Annotated in this window: 24 protein-coding genes; 10 read left to right on the plus strand and 14 right to left on the minus strand. The window is 62.8% G+C overall.

Features of this window, described 5'->3' with window-relative positions; all coding sequences use genetic code 11:
* Positions 1-127: 127 nt before the first annotated feature.
* On the plus strand, positions 128-574 hold the full coding sequence (locus tag SO139_RS35745; protein ID WP_449383404.1) for a twin-arginine translocation pathway signal: 447 nt from the start codon (positions 128-130) through the stop codon (positions 572-574).
* Positions 575-589: 15 nt separating this feature from the next.
* Here the strand turns inward: SO139_RS35745 and SO139_RS35750 are convergent, their stop codons facing one another.
* Positions 590-1,792, minus strand: coding sequence for an FAD-dependent monooxygenase (locus SO139_RS35750; RefSeq protein WP_498541477.1), 1,203 nt, complete (start codon positions 1,790-1,792; stop codon positions 590-592).
* Between the two features lie 20 nt (positions 1,793-1,812).
* Complete coding sequence (locus tag SO139_RS35755) at positions 1,813-2,058, minus strand: zinc-finger domain-containing protein (protein WP_007602543.1); 246 nt, start codon at positions 2,056-2,058, stop codon at positions 1,813-1,815.
* Between the two features lie 314 nt (positions 2,059-2,372).
* Between SO139_RS35755 and SO139_RS35760 the strand changes: the two genes are divergently transcribed.
* Both SO139_RS35760 and SO139_RS35765 read left to right on the plus strand, forming a co-directional pair.
* Positions 2,373-3,512, plus strand: a complete 1,140-nt coding sequence (locus SO139_RS35760) for a hypothetical protein (protein ID WP_498541478.1) — start codon at positions 2,373-2,375, stop codon at positions 3,510-3,512.
* Positions 3,513-3,549: 37 nt separating this feature from the next.
* Complete coding sequence (locus tag SO139_RS35765) at positions 3,550-4,305, plus strand: alpha/beta fold hydrolase (protein ID WP_449383407.1); 756 nt, start codon at positions 3,550-3,552, stop codon at positions 4,303-4,305.
* Here SO139_RS35765 and SO139_RS35770 read toward each other — a convergent pair.
* Positions 4,291-5,667, minus strand: coding sequence for a hypothetical protein (locus SO139_RS35770; protein WP_498541479.1), 1,377 nt, complete (start codon positions 5,665-5,667; stop codon positions 4,291-4,293). The two genes, SO139_RS35765 and SO139_RS35770, sit on opposite strands and share 15 nt — an antisense overlap.
* Before the next feature lie 272 nt (positions 5,668-5,939).
* Here SO139_RS35770 and cysE point away from each other — a divergent pair, with 272 nt between their 5' ends.
* Positions 5,940-6,764, plus strand: a complete 825-nt coding sequence (cysE, locus tag SO139_RS35775; protein ID WP_498541480.1) for a serine O-acetyltransferase — start codon at positions 5,940-5,942, stop codon at positions 6,762-6,764.
* A gap of 148 nt (positions 6,765-6,912) precedes the next feature.
* The gene (locus tag SO139_RS35780) at positions 6,913-7,131 is read left to right on the plus strand and encodes a DUF3126 family protein (RefSeq protein ID WP_254105293.1); all 219 of its coding nucleotides are present in this window, start codon (positions 6,913-6,915) and stop codon (positions 7,129-7,131) included.
* Positions 7,132-7,348: 217 nt separating this feature from the next.
* Here the strand turns inward: SO139_RS35780 and SO139_RS35785 are convergent, their stop codons facing one another.
* Positions 7,349-8,401, minus strand: a complete 1,053-nt coding sequence (locus tag SO139_RS35785) for a helix-turn-helix transcriptional regulator (RefSeq protein ID WP_498541481.1) — start codon at positions 8,399-8,401, stop codon at positions 7,349-7,351.
* Positions 8,402-8,749: 348 nt separating this feature from the next.
* Between SO139_RS35785 and SO139_RS35790 the strand changes: the two genes are divergently transcribed.
* Positions 8,750-10,813, plus strand: a complete 2,064-nt coding sequence (locus tag SO139_RS35790; protein ID WP_498541482.1) for a methyl-accepting chemotaxis protein — start codon at positions 8,750-8,752, stop codon at positions 10,811-10,813.
* A 330-nt stretch (positions 10,814-11,143) separates the two neighbouring features.
* Here SO139_RS35790 and SO139_RS35795 read toward each other — a convergent pair whose 3' ends face one another.
* Entirely contained in the window at positions 11,144-12,199 is a 1,056-nt protein-coding gene (locus tag SO139_RS35795; RefSeq protein ID WP_498541483.1) for an adenylate/guanylate cyclase domain-containing protein, read from the minus strand.
* Positions 12,200-12,375: 176 nt separating this feature from the next.
* On the opposite strand from SO139_RS35795, the gene SO139_RS35800 reads away from it, so the two are divergent.
* Positions 12,376-13,050, plus strand: coding sequence for an L-2-amino-thiazoline-4-carboxylic acid hydrolase (locus tag SO139_RS35800; RefSeq protein ID WP_498541484.1), 675 nt, complete (start codon positions 12,376-12,378; stop codon positions 13,048-13,050).
* A 181-nt stretch (positions 13,051-13,231) separates the two neighbouring features.
* On the opposite strand, the gene SO139_RS35805 is transcribed toward SO139_RS35800, so the two are convergent.
* Together SO139_RS35805 and SO139_RS35810 are read right to left on the minus strand one after the other, a co-directional pair.
* Positions 13,232-13,918, minus strand: coding sequence for an alpha/beta fold hydrolase (locus SO139_RS35805; RefSeq protein ID WP_498541485.1), 687 nt, complete (start codon positions 13,916-13,918; stop codon positions 13,232-13,234).
* Positions 13,919-14,357: 439 nt separating this feature from the next.
* Positions 14,358-15,068 carry a hypothetical protein gene (locus SO139_RS35810; protein ID WP_498541486.1) on the minus strand — a complete coding sequence of 237 codons (711 nt, stop codon included), beginning with the start codon at positions 15,066-15,068 and terminating at the stop codon, positions 14,358-14,360.
* Between the two features lie 204 nt (positions 15,069-15,272).
* On the opposite strand from SO139_RS35810, the gene SO139_RS35815 reads away from it, so the two are divergent.
* Both SO139_RS35815 and SO139_RS35820 read left to right on the plus strand, forming a co-directional pair.
* A complete protein-coding gene (locus tag SO139_RS35815; protein ID WP_027526450.1) occupies positions 15,273-15,602 on the plus strand; it encodes a DUF6949 family protein in 330 nt (109 codons plus the stop codon).
* A gap of 171 nt (positions 15,603-15,773) precedes the next feature.
* Complete coding sequence (locus SO139_RS35820; RefSeq protein ID WP_498541487.1) at positions 15,774-16,304, plus strand: gamma carbonic anhydrase family protein; 531 nt, start codon at positions 15,774-15,776, stop codon at positions 16,302-16,304.
* A 9-nt stretch (positions 16,305-16,313) separates the two neighbouring features.
* Here the strand turns inward: SO139_RS35820 and SO139_RS35825 are convergent, their stop codons facing one another.
* Positions 16,314-16,496, minus strand: a complete 183-nt coding sequence (locus SO139_RS35825) for a hypothetical protein (RefSeq protein WP_498541495.1) — start codon at positions 16,494-16,496, stop codon at positions 16,314-16,316.
* 4 nt (positions 16,497-16,500) lie between these two features.
* Positions 16,501-16,725, minus strand: coding sequence for a hypothetical protein (locus SO139_RS35830; RefSeq protein WP_498541488.1), 225 nt, complete (start codon positions 16,723-16,725; stop codon positions 16,501-16,503).
* Positions 16,726-16,821: 96 nt separating this feature from the next.
* Here SO139_RS35830 and SO139_RS35835 point away from each other — a divergent pair, with 96 nt between their 5' ends.
* On the plus strand, positions 16,822-17,184 hold the full coding sequence (locus SO139_RS35835; protein WP_498541489.1) for a hypothetical protein: 363 nt from the start codon (positions 16,822-16,824) through the stop codon (positions 17,182-17,184).
* 225 nt (positions 17,185-17,409) lie between these two features.
* On the opposite strand, the gene SO139_RS35840 is transcribed toward SO139_RS35835, so the two are convergent.
* From SO139_RS35840 to SO139_RS35860, 5 genes are all read right to left on the minus strand, one after another.
* Entirely contained in the window at positions 17,410-17,907 is a 498-nt protein-coding gene (locus SO139_RS35840; RefSeq protein WP_449383420.1) for a hypothetical protein, read from the minus strand.
* Positions 17,908-18,069: 162 nt separating this feature from the next.
* The gene (locus tag SO139_RS35845) at positions 18,070-18,801 is read right to left on the minus strand and encodes an aspartate/glutamate racemase family protein (RefSeq protein ID WP_498541490.1); all 732 of its coding nucleotides are present in this window, start codon (positions 18,799-18,801) and stop codon (positions 18,070-18,072) included.
* 4 nt (positions 18,802-18,805) lie between these two features.
* Positions 18,806-19,684 (minus strand): ABC transporter permease, encoded by an 879-nt coding sequence (locus SO139_RS35850; protein WP_449383422.1) that lies wholly within the window; start codon positions 19,682-19,684, stop codon positions 18,806-18,808.
* Complete coding sequence (locus SO139_RS35855; protein ID WP_498541496.1) at positions 19,684-20,640, minus strand: ABC transporter permease; 957 nt, start codon at positions 20,638-20,640, stop codon at positions 19,684-19,686. The genes SO139_RS35850 and SO139_RS35855 overlap by 1 nt, the downstream gene beginning before the upstream one ends.
* The gene (locus tag SO139_RS35860; RefSeq protein ID WP_449383423.1) at positions 20,640-21,929 is read right to left on the minus strand and encodes an ABC transporter substrate-binding protein; all 1,290 of its coding nucleotides are present in this window, start codon (positions 21,927-21,929) and stop codon (positions 20,640-20,642) included. Before SO139_RS35860 ends, SO139_RS35855 begins: the two co-directional genes overlap by 1 nt.
* Positions 21,930-21,972 lie beyond the last annotated feature (43 nt).

Consider the following 21,972-nt stretch of genomic DNA (forward strand, 5'->3'; position numbering starts at 1 on the left):
TGGGCTAAGGGTGCCCTTCCTTAAGCGAGCCGGCTGCACAAGGCAAAGCCTCAATCTGGTCAAGCCTCAATCCGGACATCTCTGGCTGCTTTAGGCAATGTCAATCTACGGGGACTACCAATCCAGCATGTCTGTTTCGATTATCAACCGCCGCCGTCCCGCGCTTGCGCTGGTCGCGCTGCTTGGGCTGGGCACCACGCTTGCCGGCTGCTCCACCGTGGGCGACGCCATCAGCCCGGCCTTCGTCGATCCGGGCAAATACGAGCTCTGGGAGTGCAAGCAGCTTGGGCCGGAACGCAAGAGCCTGGTCAGTCGCATCGAGAGCCTGGAGAAGCTGATGGCGAAGGCGGAGACGGGCACCGGCGGCGCGGTCGTCTCGGAGCTGGCCTATCGCAACGACTATATCTCCCTGCGCGGACAGCAGAAGCTCGTGGAGGAGAACTGGCGGCGCAACAAGTGCCGCGAGAGCGACATGGAGGCGACGCCGCCACCAGCGGCGCCCGCGCCCGCAACCGCCGCTAAGCCTGCGGCGAAGCCGGCGCCTGGAGCGAAATCCGGCAACGCCGCTCACTGAAGTCAGCATCGCGCATCACGCGCGCCAGCGATAGATCCAATCCTGGCGCGCCAGCATGCGCTCCGGGCCGAGCGTGCGGATCGCAAGATCGCGCGCCAGTGCGAAGGGGCCTGCGAGATGGTAGATGCGGCCCTGCTGCCGCGCAGTCCGCTGTACGCGCCTGACGCGCGCCTCGCGCGCCCGGCCATAGCGAGCCAGCGCCGCGGCGATGCTGGCGGCGCTCTCGCTGGCGTTGCCGCTCAGGTGCTCGGCGAGCACGGCAGCATCCTCGATCGCCATTCCTGCGCCCTGCGCGGCGAAGGGCAGCATCGCATGCACGGCATCGCCGACGATCGCGATCGCGCCCTTGCTCCAGCCGACGCCGTCGGGCAGCGTGAACAGCGCCCATTTGCGCCAGCTGTCGACTGCGGTGAGCATCATCCGCGCCGGGCCCGGCCAACACGGCGCCGGGAAGGCATTCTTCAGCTCGGACGTATCGCCCGGCGTGCTCCAGCCCGGCCTGTTCCAGGTGCCGGGCACGATCGCCACCACGTTGATCTGGCGCCCGCCTGCGATCGGATAGGCGACGAGATGGGCGTTCGGTCCCATCCAGAGCTGCACGCGGCGCGAGGTGTATTCCTTTGGCAGTTGCGTGGCCTCGAACGTGCCGCGCCAGGCGATCAGGCCGGAGAAGCGCGGCGCTACGTCCGGGAATAGATGCTGGCGTACTGTGGACCAGACGCCGTCGGCGCCGATCAGCGCGCTTGCCACTTCGCTCCGGCGCAACGTGCCGCTGCGATAGACGACGGAGAGCCCCTTGGCATGCGCGGCGACGTCCTCGAAAGTCCCACCCAGCCGCAAATCGATATCAGGATGGTCCGCGACCGCCGCGGCGAGCGCTGCTTGCAGATCGGCCCGGTGTACCACCCAGTAGGGAGCGCCGGCGCGCTCGGCGGCCGCCGCACCAAGCGGCAGGCGCATCAACTCGCCACCGGCGCGCGTGCTCATGATGCTGACCGCCTCCGGCGTCACCGCGCGCGAGCCCAGCCGGTCCTTCAGCCCGAGCTCGACCAGGATGCGGCTCGCATTGGGCGACAATTGCAGGCCGGCGCCGACTTCCTCGAGCCGCTCGGCCTTCTCCAGCACGACGACGCGAAAGCCCTTGGCGGCAAGCGCGAGTGCGGCCGTCAATCCTCCGATTCCGGCACCGGCAATGATGATCGTTCGGGAGACGGCCACCCCTTAGCGGATGCCGCCGGTCAGGCCACCTTGTCCTTCAGCACGCATTCGGGCGGGCGCGCCTCGCCGGCCTTCAGGTCGGCCGCGAAGCGGTACAGCGTCGAGCAATAGGGGCAGATGATCTCGTTGTCATTGCCGAGATCAAGGAAGACGTGCGGATGGTCGAACGGAGGGTTGGCGCCAACGCACATGAACTCCTGCGAGCCGATTTCGATGACGGGGACACCGGCATCGTTGTGGAAGTGCGGGACGACATGGTCGGACATCGGAACTCATCCTGGAGTGGCAATGGCGGCAGACACAATCAACACTGACGCGGCATCGTTCGCAGCATCATTGAACGCCGCGGACCATACTGGCGGGTGCAGATGATTGCTAGTCCAATGGAACCAAAAGGTTCGCAACTACCCCATGCTCATTTGCTCATGCAAATTCGACACAATCTTGTCGCCTCAGAGAAGCCCTTCTTTCGTCGGGGCCGTTGTGTCGCAAATTTGGCATACTATGTCTGTGGACGAACGAAATCCCGGCGACAGGCGAATTTCCAGGCGAATTTCCAAGCTAACGTCCAGGCTTTGACATGAAGTGGCTGCGAATCAGCACCGCGTTGACCGCCCTCGTGGCATGCAGCGTTGTGCTCGTGCAGGTCGTGCCGCATGCGCGCGTGGCGGGCGCTGTGCTGGCGGCGAGGGACGATCCGGCGAAGCTCTCGGAGCTGAAGCTCGATTCCCTCCTGGTGAAGGACGAACCGGGCAAGAACGCCGCGCTCGTTCAGGACAATATCGAGGCGGCGCTCGCCGCCCATGATGCCGATCTTGCGAGCAGCTTCGTCGAGCTCGCGCGTGATCGCAGTATCGCGCTGCCTGACGACCTCCTGAGCCGCGTCAGCGACGCTGTGAGAGAAGAGAATTCCACCTCGCATTTCGCCAAGCGTTTTGCCACCGGTCTCGTCACCGGCAGTGCCGACGATGTCGCCAGCCTCTCTGGCACCGTGGCCGGCGACCTCTTCGTGATCGGCGATGTCCGGGACGTCGTGCGTGAGGGCAAGCATCTGGCCATGGGCGAGGAGACCGACCGCCTCGTGCTCGGGCTCGCCGCGGCGGGTCTTGCGGTGACGGCGGCGACCTATGTCTCGGTCGGCGGTGCGGCGCCGCTGCGCGCCGGCCTGTCGCTGGTCAAGGACGCCCGCAAGGTTGGGCGGCTCGGCGAGGGGCTCGCGGCATGGGCCGGACGCTCGGCGCGCGAGGTGGTGGACACGCCGGCGCTACAGAATGCGGTCGCCTCCGGCTCGGTGCTGCGGCCGGGCGAGACCGCGAGCGCGATCAAGGCCGCGTTCCGCGTCGAAAAAGCCGGCGCCCTGGTCAGGCTCGGCAAGGACGTCGCCCGTGTCACCGAGAAGGCCGGTACACGCGGTGCGCTCGATACGCTGCGCGTCGCCGAGGGCCCGAAGGACGTTGCGCGCGCGGCGCGGCTCGCCGAGGCCCAAGGCGGCAAGACCCGTGCGATCCTGAAGCTGCTCGGCCGCGGCGCTCTGTTGCTCGCGACCGGCGCATTCGATCTCGCGCTGTGGTTGTCCGGCGCGTTGGTGACGCTGTTCGGCGTCCTGTCCTCGATCAAGGCCACGACCGAGCGGCTGACGCAGGCCTGGTGCGACCGCAGGCGGGCGCGGCGGTTGCGTCGGGCGCAACTTGCGCTGGCAGGCGGCGAAGTCGCGGCCTAATATCATCCTATCCCCAACAGACGCGGACTTAAAGTTGATGCCGAGCTTTCACAACGGCGCAGTCGAAATTGCCTATCTCGACGAAGGCGAGGGTGACCCGATCATCCTGGTGCACGGCTTTGCCTCGAGCAAGAACGTGAACTGGGTCTATCCGACGTGGGTCTCGGAATTGCGCAAGAACGGCCGCCGCGTGCTTGCGCTGGACAATCGTGGTCATGGCGAGAGCGCAAAACTCTACGATCCCGCGCAGTATTCCATTCCGGGCATGGCGGGCGACGTGCTTGCGCTGATGGACCATCTCGGTATCCCGCAGGCCGACATGATGGGCTACTCGATGGGCGGTCGGATGACCGCCTGGCTCGGGCTCAACGAGCCGCAGCGCCTGCGCTCGGCGATCCTCGGCGGCATCGGCATTGGCGGCTTGATTGAGGGCACCGGGCCCGGCGAGAACGTGGCGGAGGCGCTTGAAGCGCCCTCGCTCGACGACGTCACCGATCCCGTCGGGCGCACCTTTCGCGCGTTCGCCGATCAAACCCGCTCGGACCGCCAGGCGCTCGCCGCGTGTCTGCGCGGCACCCGCGAGCTGATGAAGAGGGAGGAAGCCGCACGCATCGACGTGCCGGTCCTGATCGCCGTCGGCACCGCCGACGACGTCGCGGGCTCAGCCTCAGCGTTGGGAAAGATCATCCCCGGCTCCGAGGTGCTCGACATCCCGAACCGCGATCACATGCGCGCGGTCGGTGACAAGGTCTACAAGACCGGCGTGATCGACTTCCTGTCACGCCGCGGCTGAGGCCTCGTCTGCCGGCTCGTCGCTGCCGAACGCGCGCGCCAGCGCCGTCAGCACGACGAAGGTCGCAAGCCACACCATCCGCGCGCCGTAGCGGTCGTGCGGACCGGAGATGACGGCGCAGATGAAGGCGTTGCCGAGCAGCGCCAGCGTCACGGTCGTTGCCAGCAGCGCCAGGTCGTCGAGCCGTCCGCGCGCCAGCGCATGGCCGAGCAGGCCGACGAGCGCCAGCATCGAGCCGAGTGCGACCGGTACGTGCAGCCAGTTGACGTCATCGAAATCGAGATTCCAGTTCTGCTGCCGCGCTGCGCGCATCGGCGCGATTTGCGAGGGGATGTATCGCTCGATGATGCCGTAGGTGTGGGGGATCCAGCCATTGGTGCCTTCGCCCGTCGCGACGTGCAGCAATTGCTGGCCCATGGCGCGCAGTGCTGCGCCCGCCTGCCAGGCCGGATAGTCGGCGAGCGAATGCACGACGATGTAGCTCATCTCGTCGTTCATCCCCTCGAACCGGCCGAGCGTGTTGAACATGCTGTTGCCCCACAGAAACTCGTCGGCGGTCGCCGGCAATTCGTTGCGGTAGGGACAGAGCTTGAAACTCTCGCGCGGGCAGTGATCGCCAAGATAGCGTGCCACGATGCCGTCCTGCATCATGCGGCCGAAAGCGACGCCATAGCCGCCCGGCGTCCAGGCCCATTGGCCCGACAGCGCATGGTTTGCCATGACCAGCATGGCCCCGCCGGCAACGATGGTCAGGCTGCCTTGCGCAAGACCTGCGAGGGGAAGGCGCTTGCCGAGCAGCGGCCGCACCAACCAGCCGGCGGCGCAAAGCCCGAACAGGACGCCGAGCGTCGCGCTGTGGGTCGCTGCGGCAAAGGCGGTGAAGGCGAACAATGAGATTTTTTCGATGCCCGAGGTCCGGTCGCCCCCGACCACCAGGATGAACAGCGACAGCACCGAGAGCCCGGCGAAGATGTCCGTGAGCAGCATGCTGGCAAGCCAGGGCAGCGCGGTCGACAGAATCAGGAGCAGGCTGATCGCAACGAAGCGGAAGGTCTGCATCAGGCCGAGCACGCGGAGCGTCAATTGAAGCAGCCACAGCGTCGCCAGCGACTGGAGGGCGAGGTTGAGCCAGAAGCTCGAGCTCTCGCCGAAATGCAGATAGAGGCCAAACACCGTGGAGCGGCTGGGGACGAGATAGCCCTCATACCAGCGCGCCAGATAGCCGCCGGTGTCCCATTGAAGCAGCGGGTAGCCGTTCCAGAACGCCGGCGCGATCAGGAGGAGGGGCAGGGCGACGGCGGCGAGCCGCAGCCACAAGGACCCCGCGGCGCGGGCGCGCAAAATGTCGGTGGTGATGCTCAAATCGTCTCCGTCGTCTCTCGACCATGCCCGCAATAACGGTTGGCGTGAAATTCACCAATAGTTTGACGCTACGGAGCTTGATTTTGGCAAAACGCTGACCACCTTCAACGAACCTTGCCGTATTGGGGGTACTGCAGGAAAGCCTTTTGATTCAACATGTTGATGGGCTTTTGGCGGCGATCCGGTGTTCACTCTCAGGCAAGCCTACAGGGACAGGGCACGCTAGACTGTGCTATAGGTTAAACGAAACGAGCGAATTTCGAGAGCACGCCATGGCAATGCATCAGGTCAATCCGGCAGGAAAGCTCGCCGCGCTCGATCCGATCTGGGATCGGGTCCGGACTGAGGCTGAAGACATCGTCCACCGCGAGCCCGAGCTCGCGACCTTCATCTATTCGACCGTGCTGCATCATAGCCGCCTGGAAGATTCGGTCGTGCACCGGCTGGCCGACCGGCTCGACCATACTTCGCTGTCGGGCGATCTCGTGCGTCAGACCTATGACGAGGCACTGCGTGAAGAGCCCGATCTCGGCAATGCCTTCCGCGCCGATCTCGTCGCGGTCTATGACCGCGATCCCGCGACCTCCCGCTTCATCGACCCATTGCTCTACTTCAAGGGCTTCCACGCGATCCAGACTCATCGTCTCGCGCACTGGCTCTATCTGAAGGGCCGCAAGGATTTCGCGTATTATCTCCAGAGCCGTGCGTCGGCCGTCTTCCAGACCGACATCAATCCCGCCGCGCGCATCGGCCGCGGCATCTTCCTCGACCATGCCACCGGCTTCGTCTGCGGCGAGACCGCGCTCATCGAGGATGACGTCTCGATCCTGCATGGCGTCACGCTCGGTGGCACCGGCAAGGAGAACGAGGACCGCCATCCAAAAATCCGTCACGGCGTCATGATCGGTGCCGGCGCAAAGATCCTCGGCAATATCGAGGTCGGCCACTGTGCGCGCATCGCGGCCGGCTCGGTCGTGGTCAAGCCCGTGCCGCACAACGTCACCGTTGCCGGCGTTCCCGCCAAGATCGTCGGCGAGGCCGGTTGCGCGGAGCCGTCGCGCACCATGGACCAGATGATCAACGCCATGGGGCTTTGATATGGGGCTTTGATCCCGGTTTGACTTGAAGCGGGGCCGTGACTTTCCGGTCCCGATCGTCCCCAGAATTCTTTGGGAATTCGTGCTGGCGGTTCGTCGCGTCTCGTCCTAAAACCCCGCCACGTTAGATTTCGATTGGAGACTTGCCGTGGACATCAAAGAAGTGAGGAAGCTCGACGCGTATCTGAAGCGCGTGTTCGGCAATCCCAAGATTCGCGTTCAGCCGCGGATAAAGAAGGACGATTCCGCCGAGGTCTATATCGGTGAGGAGTTCATCGGCGTGCTGTTCGTCGACGACGAGGACGACGATCGCTCGTTCCAGTTCCAGATGGCGATCCTCGAGGACGATCTCATCGATCAGGAGTAGCGCTTGATCCGGACCCGAAGGGCCGCGTTAGCGCAAAGTGTGAAGCGTTTTTCCCTCACGACAAACGCGGAACGCGTTTGTGCGGAGATCATGCTCAAGCAATAACCTAAAGCGCGATGACGATTCATCCCAATCTTATCGCGCTTTGGACGCCGCTCCACTTTGGGGCTGCGCGCCGTCCGCGTGAGGGGACTGCTCACCACCGCCGGGCCACATGTCAATGTTGCCCTGGTCGGACAAGCCGATGCGCACCACCAGCGCGTCTGGCAGTTTCCGACGAAAAAACTCCAAATGTTCGGCGGTACTGCGCGGCGAAGCGTCCCATATGGGCGAACCCCCATTTCAGGGCAACTTCGCTGACGGGCAACTTGTTCTCGGGTGAGGACAATTCAGTGTGAACCGCGTCAAGCCTGACACGCCGCAGATAGTGGGCCGGGGACGTTTGGTGGGACCTGCGGAAGCCGGTCTGGAGCGCGCGGCTGCTGATGCCGACAGCGCCCGCAACATCGCTCATTGTTATCGGCAAGTGAAGATTGGCCCGCATGTAATCGATCGCGTGACTGACCTGTGGCGAAGCTGGGATGCCCTCTCGTGCCGAGAGCTTTCCAGCGAGACGATGTGGCGCTTCCGCGAAAATCAGTCGAAGAGCGGATTCTGTTAGCAGCGCCATCGCCTTGGGTGAGCGTAGAAGCAATTGCTCGTCGCGCATGCCGCTGACCAGTGCACTGGTGATCGACCACAAGGCTTGTCCCAAGTTCGTCTCGAGGTCGAAGGTGAGCGCAAGATCGAGGCTCGTCAGCAGCGCGCCGCCAAACATGTCGCGCAGGATCCGGGCGACAGTGCTTGCTTCGAAGCGCAACGTCCCGCCCGCGAGAATGCCGTCGCGGGTGCGTATGGCTTGCCGTCGTAGGCTCGGCTGCGGGTAAACGACCAAGCGCGATGAGGTCTGCTCAATTGTTTTGGAGCAGATCCTAAGCTCGGAGGCCCCAGCGTTGAGAAAGCCGAGATTGAGATTCTCCGTGTCGTTGTCCGAACAGTAGGACCAGTCGCTCCAGTACTGCGCACGGACTATGCTCACCCCCGGCCCGGCGGCGAAATCTGATCGCCACTGGAATCCCGCGCAGGAGGTCGGCGGGATGATCCTCATTGGCAGCAGTCGAGATCCGTAATACGCGAGGAGACTCTCGAAGCTCGAACCTTGGACGGTTGGGGCGTTGCTCAACGTGTCTTTCAAGTCGTGCCTCGTCGCAGACGCGATCTGCTTGAGCATGCCTTACGGATTCTCTTTGCGATTCGCACCAACGGTGTAAGCGCGTAGTTCGATGGTGTCTCCTCGATGAGCACGGTGCAGCTCTCACGGGGCCGCCCTGATCGCGCCATGGACAAGGTCCTTCGTATGCAGTCGTCTTGCCTTTCCCGAGCAAGTCCGTTTTGCGAAGTGGCTGTCCGCTTCGCGCAGATCGGATGCAAGAGGTAAGGTTCGGTTCAGTTCTCGAACGTCTAGCTATTTGGAGTAGCGCCAGATTGTGGCTCTGCTTGGAAAATGACGGCCAGCCATTTGGATCGTGATGCACGCTCGAATGGCGCTCGGATCTCATCGCGAGGACACAGTCCACAAATGAATTTTCGGAAATCGATGCTCAGTTTCAAGATTCGCACACGAATTGCGATTCTCGCCGCCGTTCCTCTTGTCGGGGTGGTCTTTGCCGCCGGCCAAATTGCCGCGGAAAAACGGTCAGTCTATGAAGAGATGCGGACGGTAGCCGACATCGTTGCGCTCGACGCAGATATCAGCACATACGTCCATAGTCTTCAGGCAGAAGCTGGCGCATCGGCCGCACTCGTGGGATCCAAGGGCAGTGAGGGGCGGTCCGGTCTGGCCGTGCTGCGGCAGACCACCGATACCAGTCGCAACAAAGTCCAGGAGCGATTGAAGGGGATAGACGTTGCGGCAATTTCCACAGAGCTGAGCAAGGTCCTGCAGGAAGGATTGCGGTCGGCGAGCCAGCCGGACCCGGTGCGCGCTTCGGTCGACAGTCTGAAGATTACCCCGAACGAAATGAACAACTTCTACACTGCTTCGATCGGGCAGTTACTCGAGTTCAGTCGATATGCGACCAAATCCGTGCGAAACCCCGACGTTTCGCGCGAGATGCAGGTCTATTCGAATCTGCTCTGGATGGCCGAGTTCTCCAGTGCGGCGCGCGCAAATGCTGCCGTAGGTTTCCAGCAGGGCAAATTCGACATCGACCTTTACAACCGCGTTCAGAGCTTCCATGGTCGGCAACAGGGCGCGGAGAGTGCGATTGCTTTCTATGCCACGGCCGAAGAGCGCAACGTCCTGGCGACGGTCTATTCAGGCGCTCCGGTCGACGAAACCAACCGTATGCTGCGGGTCGTGTACGACGCCGGCCCTGGCGGTGACGTTCAGTCGATCTCCTTGAAGGCTTGGCTCGATACCAATGCGCAGCGAATGCAGCTTCTGTCACGCGTCGAAGTTCAATTCGAGCAAAATCTCAAAGATGCCTCGTCTCGTGCCGAACGCGATGCCTACGACAAGTATCTCACCTCGATTGGTTTGGCTGCCGCACTTGTGGGAGTTACCATCGTCCTGGTCGTCATGATTACGCGGGGCATTACCGTTCCGATCCGGCGCCTTTCCGACACAATGAGCGCCCTTGCGGACGGAAACACGTCAGTCGAGGTTGGTGGAACGGATCGTGCCGACGAGATTGGCGCGATGGCGCGCACCGTCGAAGTGTTCCGCGCCAGCCTTTCGGATGCCGAACGGATGCGAGCCGAGCGCGCAGACCAGGATCGTGTCGCCGGCGAACGCATCAGGGTTGAACGCAACAATCTCGCGGACAAGTTCCAGGCCTCGATGGTCGCACTTGCCGACAGCTTTGTGAAGTCGTCCGGTGACTTTGCCGACGCGGCGCGAGATCTGTCAACAACAGCCGAAGAGGCGACGCGCAAATCGCACGTCGTTGCCGGCGCCGCGGGAGAAGCGTCGGACAGTGTTACGACGGTCGCAACCGGAACCGAGGAACTGAACGCCTCGATTCGCGAGATCGGTGCTCAGGTCACCAAGTCCGCGGAGATTGCTGCAGACGCTGCTTCTGAAGCGGTTCGGACGGAGACCAACGTGCGGGCGCTGACTGAGGCGGCCGAAAAGATCGGTGAAGTGTTAAATCTGATCCGCGACATCGCTTCGCAGACCAATCTACTGGCATTGAACGCGACCATCGAAGCAGCAAGAGCAGGCGAAGCTGGGCGTGGCTTTGCTGTCGTGGCCTCTGAGGTCAAGCAACTGGCGGCGCAGACGGCCAAGGCAACCGATGTAATCGGCGAGAAGATCACCGAGATCCAGTCTGCGACGGGCGATACCGTTTCCTCGATCGGTCGGATCGTCACGACGATCGCGACCATCCGCGAGGTGACTTCCTCGATCGCCGGTGCCGTCGAGGAGCAAGGAGCGGCGACGAACGAGATCGCTCATAGCACTCAGCGGGCGGCGCATGGCGCCCAGGCCGTTACAGGCAACATTGCGGCGGTCGGCGAGGCGGCTGCGATGACCGGCGCCGCCGCCTCGCAACTGATGAACCACTCGCAGCAATTGCGAGAACAATCCGGCGAACTGCAGCGCGAGGTCGTCGCCTTCATCGCGGGGCTCAGGGCCTAGAGACGATTGGAATGCGGTGACAGCGCACTCAATTTGCCGAGCAAAGTGCGCCGTTCGCCGTAATCTCTTGTTCGATCGGCTGCGGGCCGCCGCCGCGGATCGCCCGGCTTGCTGCCGATCGAACGCTATGCATCTTCTGCGCTGGCCGCGCGCCCCTGAAAGCTCTGGTTTTTCGCGAAGTACGGAGCCGCGGGTGACGTCGGCGGCCGTCACGCCTTACACATCGATGAGCTCGGCCGGCACGGTCCATGTCACGATCATAAGCGGCCGTCGCGTCTGACGGAGTTCATCACTGCATCCGTCGACCTTAAGCGCCATTTGGGTCGCGTTTCAGAGAGGATCACGCAACTCGTCGTCGAGAGCGACTTCGCAAAGTCGATAGGCCGCGATTCCGACCAGTTGTGGCGTGAGCAACGGTTGCAGGTCTATGGGCTGGAGTCGGTTGTGCCATGGCGTGCCAAGGAGGGCACTGCGGACAGCGTTCGTGACGAAAATCCCATTCTCCTCACTCGTCAAGAGCTTGCTCGATGCACTCTGCAATTGCGAGGCAATCCAGACATCGCGACCGTAGAGAAAGGAACGGAATGCGTAGAGTGTGCCGCGATGCAACCCGATACTGATCGTGCAGTCGAACTGCTCCAGATGCCGGATTGCGTCCCACTTACGGATTGAGCGCTCTGCCCCCGCCATGGCCCGCGCGGCCTCGGCAAATGTTATGCAATAGGAATCGCCTAGATTGAATCGAACCGTGCCGCCGAACTCTTGTGCCGTCCCGTAGGTCACCGCATCAAGCATGTCGAGGATGCGTTCAATTTTGGCGACAGGCCCGGTATCCATGATCTTGCTGAAGCCGTGAAGATCCAAGAAAAGGATGTTGATTTCAGAAATGATGCGTGTGCGATGCCGCTGTTCGATGCGGTAGATCGGCATCGGTTCGACAAAACCCTTCAGCACAAAGCGCTCAACAAGCGCGGTCTGGATCTCAGCGGATGCCAGAGCGAGCCGAGCCCCAGCCGTAAGATAGATTTCGTCGGGCGGCGTTATCGCTTCGACGCGGGTGACGAGCGCAAAAACGTCGCCGATGAAGTCGTCGTCCTGAGCGACGACATCCCCGAGTGCGATTACGATGCGAATGGAGAGCCGATCCTCGCCTCGGCTCAGCTGGACCAGCCGCAAGTCTTCCTGCACTGCTATCGCAGCTTTGGCTGCACCAGTGACACTGGGGAATTCCAGCCAGTAACCGTCTCCCGCGGGCTTGATGATCGAGCCGCCGTGCTCGGCGGCATGGCGCGCCAGAAACGCACGATGCTCGCCCAACAGCGCCTGGAGATCGGCGGTCAGCAGTTCACGGAAGCGTGACGTTGAGCCGCTGATGTCGGTCTTCATTACGACTGTGGTTCGAAGTGGATTCATCCTCTGATGATCCTGTGCGCGCAGATAGCAGCCTACGACAATTCTTCGTCCGTTGGCAGAGGAGTGGCGCAAGATCCGCGCGCCGGCTCAATTGGCAATGGATTGATGGGCCTGCCTGCAATAGGCTGGCGTGCCGGCGAGGGTATCCCATGACTGCAATTCACCCCTTTTACGAGGCGCATCGTGGCGCGATGGAGGCTGCTTTGCGCCAGCGTCTCCATCTTGCCGAAGGGATGTTGCGCGAGCGCGCGAGCATCCCGGACATGGATGGGGTCGGGCGGGAGGTGATGAACGAGTTCGAGATCGTGCTCAGCCAGATGCCTTATGTCGGCGGCGCAGCCAGCCGCATGAGCGATTTTTTCATGCGTCTGATGGGCTTTATGGCCATCGGCCGAGTGCTCCGGCGGCATGGTGTGCCGCTGGCAGTGATCGGCGAAATCGAGCGAGAGAGCTACAAGGCGCAATTGCTCATGGTGCCCGAGGCCGAACGAGTCGCCTCAGGGCGTCAGTTCATGTCTCCGGAGAACCAGGCCTTGCTGCGCGAGCAGGCGGCAAAGAGCCGTGCGGAAGAATATCCAGAAGACTTCGTCTACGATTTCGTCGAGCCCGGGACCGGCGACAACTTTGATTTCGGCATCAATTACAAGGCCTGCGGCTTCTGCAAATTCGCAGCTCGCCACGGAGATCAAGAAATCTTGCCGCACATTTGCGGGCTCGATTTCGATGCGTATGCAACACTTGGCATTCGGTTGGAGCGGACACAAACGCTGGCGGGCGGCGCGAGCCACTGCAATTTTCGGTTCTCGCGGATCGAGCCGGGGTAGAACAAGCGCGATTCGTAGGATGGTGGAGCGTAGCGATACCATCATCTCGCGATCCACTCCGGTGGAACGTCGAATGCATCGTCGTGACCGAAGAATTCGCCGGCCGGTCTTCGGGGCAGACTACAAGTCCGTTAGCACAGCGTGATTGATGGGTGTCGCTCCGCTTCAACCATCCTGTGGGTTAGCGTGTCAGATCCCTCTCATACGCAAGAAGGCGATCGGTCAGCCCTTCCGGATTTGACAAGGCGACGAGATGGCCACCGGGAATTTCGTCTACCTCCTTTCCGAGCCTTTCACGCGCGACACGCCGTTGAAATTCTACCGGGAAAAAACGGTCGTCTTTTGCCGCAAGAACATGAATGGGGATGTCGGGCCAGCGCTCGAAGCGACAGGGCTCGCCGAAAACGACCTCGGCTTCCTCGCGTGGTTGTTCCGGGCCGGTGCGCAGCACGTCCTGCGGCACGTCGTGCAGAAAATAGGTTGCCACATCGAATTCCGTCGCATAGCCGCGGCGCGTCGCGGCGTTTTCCCTCGCTTCCACCGCTCCTGTAGCGGCCCACCATGCACCGGCGGTCTCTCCGGGCTCGGGGATCATCGCGTTGACGAACACGGCCATCCGCACGGGCGCACGCACGCAAACGAGGGGCGCTGTGAAGCCCGCGAGCGACTGGGCGACAAGTATCACGTCGCTTCGTTTCGCGATCGCGCGGATGACGATGTCCGCATACGCTGCGAGACCGGAATTCCTGTCGTCGCCAGGGAGATCGACCGCGATGGCTTCGTGTCCCGCCGCGCGAATGAGCGGGGCGACGCGGTGCCAATACCAAGCCATGCCGCCTGCCCCTGGGACAAGGACGAATGTTCCCATACGAGTTCTCCTCCGTTGCTGCCGGAATATTGCTCAACGAGCTTGCCCCGCTTGATCAGTATTGATGTGAGGCCGGCTGGTTGGATCACAAGCTGCACGGAAGAATGGACTGAGCCATACCCGGTCCAACCCCGACAAGGGAGTGGCAGCGACCTTGTCTCTTTCTTCGGGCTGAACAGGTTGATGTTCGAAATCAAAGGAGGTCGCCACTGATGCGATCCGATATGCTCCTCCGACGGCGAGGACTGGATTTCGACCTGGACCTGGGCAGCAGTGACACGATCAGCGCGGCAGGATGACACCGTGCCCCTGATTTGCCCGACGCGTCAAGTAATATTCTGAAAAGACGAAATTGGCGATGCCGCCGCCCGGCTACTTTGCATGAGGTTGTTTTCGATATTTTTGGCTGGAGGCTCGCAGCAGGGCAGAGAGACCGCGCTCAGCCCTTCGGCCCGCGCAACTGCGCCGTCAGCCTGTCCATCGCCTCCGCCACCTCGCGCCACTGCGATAGCCAGCTTCGGGGAAATCGGAAGGTGAGGTCGGCGCCGTCGACGCGTCGCTCCGAAAGGCACATGCCGGGGGTCGCCGCATCGCGCGTGCAGCGCGCGGTCAGCTCGGGGCTCGTCGCGGAGAACAGGTCCTCGCTGCCATAGGGCGTGTCTGCGCGGAACATTCGCATCGTCAGCCCGTCCTCCGGCGAGGTGGCGGCCTGATCGAGATAGCGCGGATAGATGGTGCTGAGCCGGAGCTCCGGCGCGAGCGCATCGTGATGCGCCGCGATCGACAGGAAGATGCGGTCGATCGGCTGCATCGTCGCCTCAGCTGCGTCGGCACTGACATGCTTTGGTGCGCCCGGCACCTCGAGCGAGGGGTAGAGGAAATCGATGTCGATGCGCTCCTGCGGTCCGGAGTGCCGCTGGATCTTCATCCGGATCGCTGCCGTCGGTACGTTGAACAGCGTGCCGCCGACGCTGACCGGCAGCCTGTCCGGCGCACTCGCGCCGACCACCGTCCCCCACGTCGGCCACAGCAGATAGGCGACTACGGCCACCGCGCCTGCCGCGAACATACCGCCGAGCACGAGCGGGGCGAGATGCGCCCTTGTCCGGCCCGGACGGCCGCGGGAGGAAGTTGCCGAGAACACGCTCATCAATGGGTCGCCACAAGGTCGGCCGATGGCCGACGAATCAAGGGCGAATATGCCACGCGGCGGCGGTTCCGCGCAGCCTGCGGTCCCCATGGGGGGATGACGTCGGCGGGACGCTGCGTTAACCTTTTCTTAAGGCTAATGTAGCGTTAACCGGCACTTTTTGTCACAGGAAGGGAGCGGCGTTGCGTATGGGCGGAACTTCCGATGACTCCTGAGACCTTGAATTCCTTTTTCTCCATCTGCATCGGGTTCGCACTCGCGGGCGCGCTCGTGAACGGATACCAGGCTCTTTCGCAGCGGCCTGCCGGCTTCGGGCTGTTGCAGGAGGGTGTGGCGCCGAAGACATTTGCGGCCGTGCCGTTCCTGGTGTTCGCGGCGCCCTTCATCATCATGCGCAATACGCTGCGCGGCGCGCGGCTGGAGAGCCGCCGCATGGAATTCGTGATGATGGCAACCATCATCGCGGGCTTCTGGAGCATGATGAGCGGCACGTTCTTCCTGATGACGCTGCGCGCCGCCGGCGTGCTGGCTTGAACGCACGCCTTGCGGCGTTCTGGAGCATGATCCGGAAAAGTGTGAAGCGGTTTTCCGAAAAGATCATGCTCAAACAATAACCTAAAGCGCGATGATGCTTCATCGCGCTTTGGGCCCTTTGCTTGAACGTCACAGCTCCGCTATGCCAAGATTTCCTGACAGGAGACCTCCATGGCGATCTACGAGCTTGACGGGCAGGCGCCCGACCTTCCCGCCGACGGCAACTACTTCATCGCCGACACCGCGACCGTGATCGGACGCGTGCGCCTCAAGCCCGGCGCCAGCGTCTGGTTCGGCGCGGTGCTGCGCGGCGACAATGAGTGGATCGAGGTCGGCGAGGGCTCCAACGTGCAGGACGGCTCGACCTGTCACACCGATCTCGGTTTTCCCCTCGTCATCGGCAAGAACTGCACAGTCGGTCACAACGTGATCCTGCACGGCTGCACCGTCGAGGACGGCGCGCTCGTCGGCATGGGCGCGATCGTGATGAACGGCGCGAAGATCGGCCGTAACAGCATCGTCGGGGCCGGCTCCGTCATCACCGAAGGCAAGGAATTTCCCGAACGATCCCTGATCATCGGCTCGCCGGCGCGCGTAATCCGCACGCTCGACGACGCACAGGTCGCGAGAATGGGCAGCGCGGCGAAGTTTTACGCCGCCAACGGCCCGCGCTTCAAGAAGGGCTTGAAGCGGATCGGCTGACGTCGCTCGTCAGCTCTCTTCGGACTCAGCTCCTCCGGATTCTTGGGCTTCGCGGGATCCAGCGATCTTCTCGTGGCCCGCGGCCCACAGCGCGTGTTCGTCGCTGCCGTCCTGATAGGGATTGGCTTCGCGCGGGATGTTCTCGCGCGCGGCGCGCTCGCCTTCGGCGAAGGGATCGCGATCAGCCATCATCACTTTACTTTGCCTTTCCGGATCTTGGACGCGCGGTTCGCTTGGCATTTGCCTGATCGAGCTTGGCGCTCTTGCGCAGCGCGTCCTTCAGGTCGGCCGGTATGCCGTGCTTTTCCAGCAGGTCCGCGAACGCCTCGTCCGCCAGATCCTGAAGGGTCTCCATGCGATCACGCGCAAGCTGCTTGAGTTTGCCGAAAGTGTCCTCGTCGAATGCGATCAGCTTGCGCATGATCGTCGCTGCCTCCCTCATCAAATCGTGCGTGACGGAATTGTTCCGGAACGCGGCTGTGTGCCCATCGTTGGTGCTCGAAAGGGAGAGTTTCCGATGATCAGATTGCCCGCAACAGTTTCGGCAGCGATGCTTGCTCTCGCGGTCCTTGCGATGCCGACGACGTCGTTCGCACAGGGCAGTGGAGGTGGCACGGGCGGAAGTGCGACGTCCGGCGCGACGGGGAGTGGCTCCGTGACGACCAGTCCGACGACGTCCGCTAACGGTCCTGGCGGCGCCGGGGCGGCGGGGCAGGCTGCTCCGCCGCGGGGGACGAACAGCCTGGGCACCGCGCAGTCCTCCGGGGGGACCGTCGGCATGGAATCCGGTGGAGACCGAGACAAGTCAGTCGACTCGGCGGTCGATGCCGAGAACAAGCAGATCGACAAGACGGTGAAGAGCATCTGCCGCGGCTGCTGAGCCGGCAGAGACGGCCGATCCCTTAAGTGGTTGAAAAGCAGCCGTAAAAAACAAGGCCGTTGACGCAGTATACCGCCAACGACCTTGCCAGCCCCGGATATTGAAATTGGCTCACGCCATCCGGTAGCCGGGAGCATGACGCGGAATCATACGGGGGTATGTGATCCAGTTCACATGCCGAAAAATTTTGGTGCGTGGGGCGGGAACGAATCGCCGCCGGCCGGATCAGCTTCGCGACCTGCTCCGCCTGCGCATGCTGGCATGGCGGCGCGCCGGTTTCTTGCGGGTAACCGACGGCGTCTCGGTCTCCGTGGCCTGCGTGCTGGCGAAGGACTGTTTGAGCCCGTCGATGGATTCGGTCAGGGTCGCGACCTGCTCGGACAGGCGCTTGGTGTCGGCCTGCTGCGAGGCGAGCAGCCGTTTGACAGTCAGAAGCTGGTCCTGAACCACCTGGAGCTGGTCGATGGATTCCTGCTGGGTGGCTTCCAGCCCTCTGGTCTTCTCCACGAGCTGCTCGGAGGCCTGCGCGGTGCGGGCCTGCAGCAGCCGGGCGGTGACCACCCGGTCGGACTCCGGGGCGGTGCCGGTATAGACGCGCCAGATTGCGATTGAGGTGACGCCGGTGATGAGCAGGAGCAGGCTCGCAGCCGTGAGCGCGATCGGCTGGCTGCCGAGACGGGTGAAGGCGCTGGTTCGCGCATCGCGCGGTGCGAGATCGATCATCGCTGACAAAGCCCAAAAATGAACTGAAGTGGCGAAAACCAGCGGCAACGGCCGCCGGGACGTCCCGAAAACGTTACATTTCGGCAGGAAATGGGACCAAAAAGAGGCTAAGGCCCGAAAAAGGGCCGTTGCGGCCTAATATGGCCATTTGGACCGTGGGATTCAGGGCTGAAAACCGCCCAACGGCCCCGAATATGTCTTCGGCCGTGGCGCCGCATAGGGTCCTAGCCGCGACGTCGTCAGGCCGAGTCGCACCAGGGCCTCAGCCAGCGGGACGGCGGCGGCGACACCGTCGACGACGGGGAGGCCGTGCTTCTCCGCGAGCTCGCCGGCGAGGTCGGCCATGCCGGCACAGCCGAGCACGATGGCCTCCGTTCGGTCCTCGCGGATTGCGGCCGTGATCTCGCTGGAAATGTTGCCGAGCGCATCGGCATTGCGCTCCTCGAGCGCGAGCACGGGAATTTCGGCGGCACGGACGCGGGCGCAGCGCTCGGCGAGGCCGTATTTCCGCAGATTATGCTCGATCGGCACGATGGAGACGGCGAGCGTCGTTACCACCGAGAAGCGCGCCGCAATCAGGCTCGCCATGTGAAAGGCGGCCTCTCCAATGCCGATGACCGGTGCCTTTGCGATCCCACGCGCCGCATCGAGGCCGGTGTCGTCGAAACATGCGATGATGTGGGCGCCCGCGCCATCGCGATCGGCATCGCGGATGCAGCCGAGCATGCCGGGCACGGCGAAGGCTTCGTCGTAGAAGCCTTCGATCGAGACCGGGCCCATCGTGGGCTGGCGGGCGTCGATCACCGTATCCGGCAAGGCGACGGCACGCGCTGCCGCGGCGATCTTTGCCGTCATCGCGGCCGTAGTGTTGGGATTGACGATGTGAAGACGCATCAGGTCACACCAGTCCCTTGCCGGCATCCGAGCCCTTTGCGGCCTGCCGCTTGTTCAGCATGTGGATGGTGCCGAGCGCGAGGGTGATCACGGCGAAGGAGACCGCGGAGATGATGGTGCCGAGCGCATAGATGTCGGGCTTCGTGACCGTGGTGGTGAGGCCCTGCAGGTCCAGCGGCAGCGTGTTGACCGATCCGATCGCCTGGCTGGAGCGGGCGAGCTCGTCCCAGGACAACGTGAAGCCGAACAGCCCGATGCCGATCACCGAGGGCAGGATGATCGGCAGCACGATGTGGCGGAAGGTCTGCCAGGGCGTTGCGCCGAGATCGCGCGCGGCTTCCTCGAGTCTGGGGTCGAAGCGGTTGAAGATCGCGAACATGATGAGCAGGCCGAACGGCAGCGTCCAGGTCAGATGCGCGCCTAGCCCCGAGGTGAGCAGGCCCATCGAGGTCTCGAAATTCTCATTCCAGTGCGCCTTGATGAGATCGTCGATGATGCGGAATTCCAGGGAGATGCCGAGCGAGGTGATGATGGAGGGTACAATGAGGCTCGCGATCGCCGAATAGAACAAAATGCTCTGCGCCCTGAACTTGCGGCGAAAGGCCATGCCGGCGGCGACCGACAGCACGACGGTGACCGCCATCACGACGAGCCCGAGCAGCAGCGAGCGGCGGAAGGCGGCGCCGAGATCGACGATGCCGGTGCCCTGGAACAGCTTTGACAGCCAGTAGGTCGAGACCCCGTTCATAGGGAAGGTGAGGCCGCCCTGCGGCCCCTGGAACGACAGGATGTAGATCGCGATCATCGGGCCATAGAGAAACAGCACGTAGGCCGCGAAGAACACGGCAAGAACGTAGAAGCTGCGCGGGCGTCCCTCTCGCATCACAGCTCCTTCCTGATGTCGACGATGCGCGACATCATGGTGATGATCAGGAAGGTGATGACGAGCAGGATCACGGCGTTCGCCGCGGCAGCCGGGAATTGCAGTGCGTTGAGCCGGGTCTCGATGATCTTGCCGGCGGCGGCAATCTGTTGGCCGCCCATCACGCCGATGGTGATGAAGTCGCCCATCACGATGGTGATGACGAAGATCGAGCCGATTACGATGCCGGGCTTTGCCAGGGGAATGATGACGTTGACGAGGGTCTGGAACCCGGTGGCGCCAGCGTCATAGGCAGCCTCGATCAGTGACTTGTCGATACGCACCATCGAGTTGAAGATCGGCACCACCATGAAGAAGGTGAAGAGGTGCACGAGCGCCAGCACCACGGAGAATTCGGAATAAAGTAGCCATTCGACCGGCTGGTCGATCACGCCGATCTTGAGCAGCCCGGAATTGACGAGGCCGTTGCGCCCCAGCAGCGGAATCCAGGCGATCATGCGGATCACATTCGAGGTCCAGAACGGGATCGTGCAGAGCAGCGACAGGCCCATCTGCCAGGTCTTGGATCTGATGTGGAAGGCGAGGAAGTAGGCGACCCAGAAGCCGACGAACAGCGTGATCGCCCAGACCATGAAGCATAGCTTCAGAGTCTTCACATAGGTCTTGCCGATCGTGCAGAGATCGGGGAGCTGCGCGATGCAGCCTTCGAACGTGTCGGTGTAACCGCGGCCGGAGAAGGCCGGCAGCAATTGGTATTCGTTGTAGTCCCAGAAGGAGACGATGACGACGAACACCAGCGGGATCAGGAAGAAGGCGAGAAAGACGAGCATCATCGGCCCGGCCTGCAGCCAGGAGATGAAGGAGGGTGACAGACGCGCCGCTTTCTGGCGCGCCTGTCCCGATCCCCGGGCGAGGTCCGGGGATGCCTGTTGCAAGAGTTCGTCCGACGTATCCATCACGCTGCGATGAACTCGTTCCACTTGCGGACCATGTAGTCGTTCTCGTCCATGACCGCGTTCCAGCAGGCGACCCCGCCCATGCGGTCCTCATAGGAGCCGCCGTCGCGCACCGCACCGGCCTTCTCGAGCAGCGAGCCGTCGGGCGCCTTGATGTCCTTCTCGGCGGGCTTGCCTTCCATCCAGTAGGCCCACTCGTAGGGCTCCATGTGCGCCTTTGCGGTCGAGAGCACGGCTGAGTAGTAGCCCTGGCGGTTGAGATACGCGCCGGCGTAGCCCGACAGGAACCAGTTCACGAACTCGTAGGCCCAGTCGAGCTTCGCACCCGACACGCCCTTGGAGACGCAGAAGCCCGAGGCCCAGGAGCGGTAGCCTTCCTTCAGCGGCTGGAAGGTGCAGGCAATGCCCATCGAGCGGACCTTGGTGACGGCCGGTGACCACATCGACTGGATGACGGTTTCGCCCGAGGCCATCAGGTTGACGCTCTCGTTGAAGTCCTTCCAGAAAGCGCGGAACTGGCCAGCTTTCTTGGCTTCGGTCATCACCTTCATGGTGAGATCGATCTCTTCCTTGGTCATGTTGCCCTTGTCGGCATATTTGTACTTGCCGGTGGCTTCCACGACCATCGCTGCATCCATGATGCCGATCGAGGGGATGTTGAGGATCGAGGCCTTGCCCTTGAACTCGGGATTGAGCAGCTCGGCCCACGAGTTGATCGGGCGCTTGATGAGATCGGGACGGATGCCGAGCGTGTCGGCGTTGTAGACGGTGGGGATCAGCGTCACGAATTCGGTCGCCGACTTGGCGAAAGTCTTGGAGTCCTTGCCTTCGAGATAGAGCACCTTCCAGGGCGCGGTGCCCTGATTGCCGATCTTCTTGCCGCCGGGCGTCTCGCCCTTGGTGAAGACGGGCGTGATGTTGTCGAATTCCTTGATCTTCTTGGCGTCGAGGGCAAGGATATTGCCGGAAGGCACGAGCTTCTTCAGCGAGAAATATTCGGTATCGAGCACGTCGAAGGAGTTCGGCTGGGTCATCACGCGCTTGGTGACGTCGTCGGTCGTCGCGGTGATGTATTCGATCTTGATGCCAGTGTCCTTCAGGCACTGCTTCGAGATGTCATCGCCTTCGTTCACGGCGGTGCCGAGATAGCGCAGCACTTTCGGCTCGGCCGACATCACGTAGGGGAAGCCGGTGATGGCGCCGGAGCCGGCTGCGAAACCTGCGAGGCCCGCGGTCCCCTTCAACAATGTGCGGCGGCTGACGCCAGTCTTCCTCGTCGTCTCTGTCATATCAGTCACTCCTCTGTGTTGCGCATTTTCTGGACTGGATGGC

Source organism: Bradyrhizobium sp. UFLA05-89, assembly GCF_059803475.1.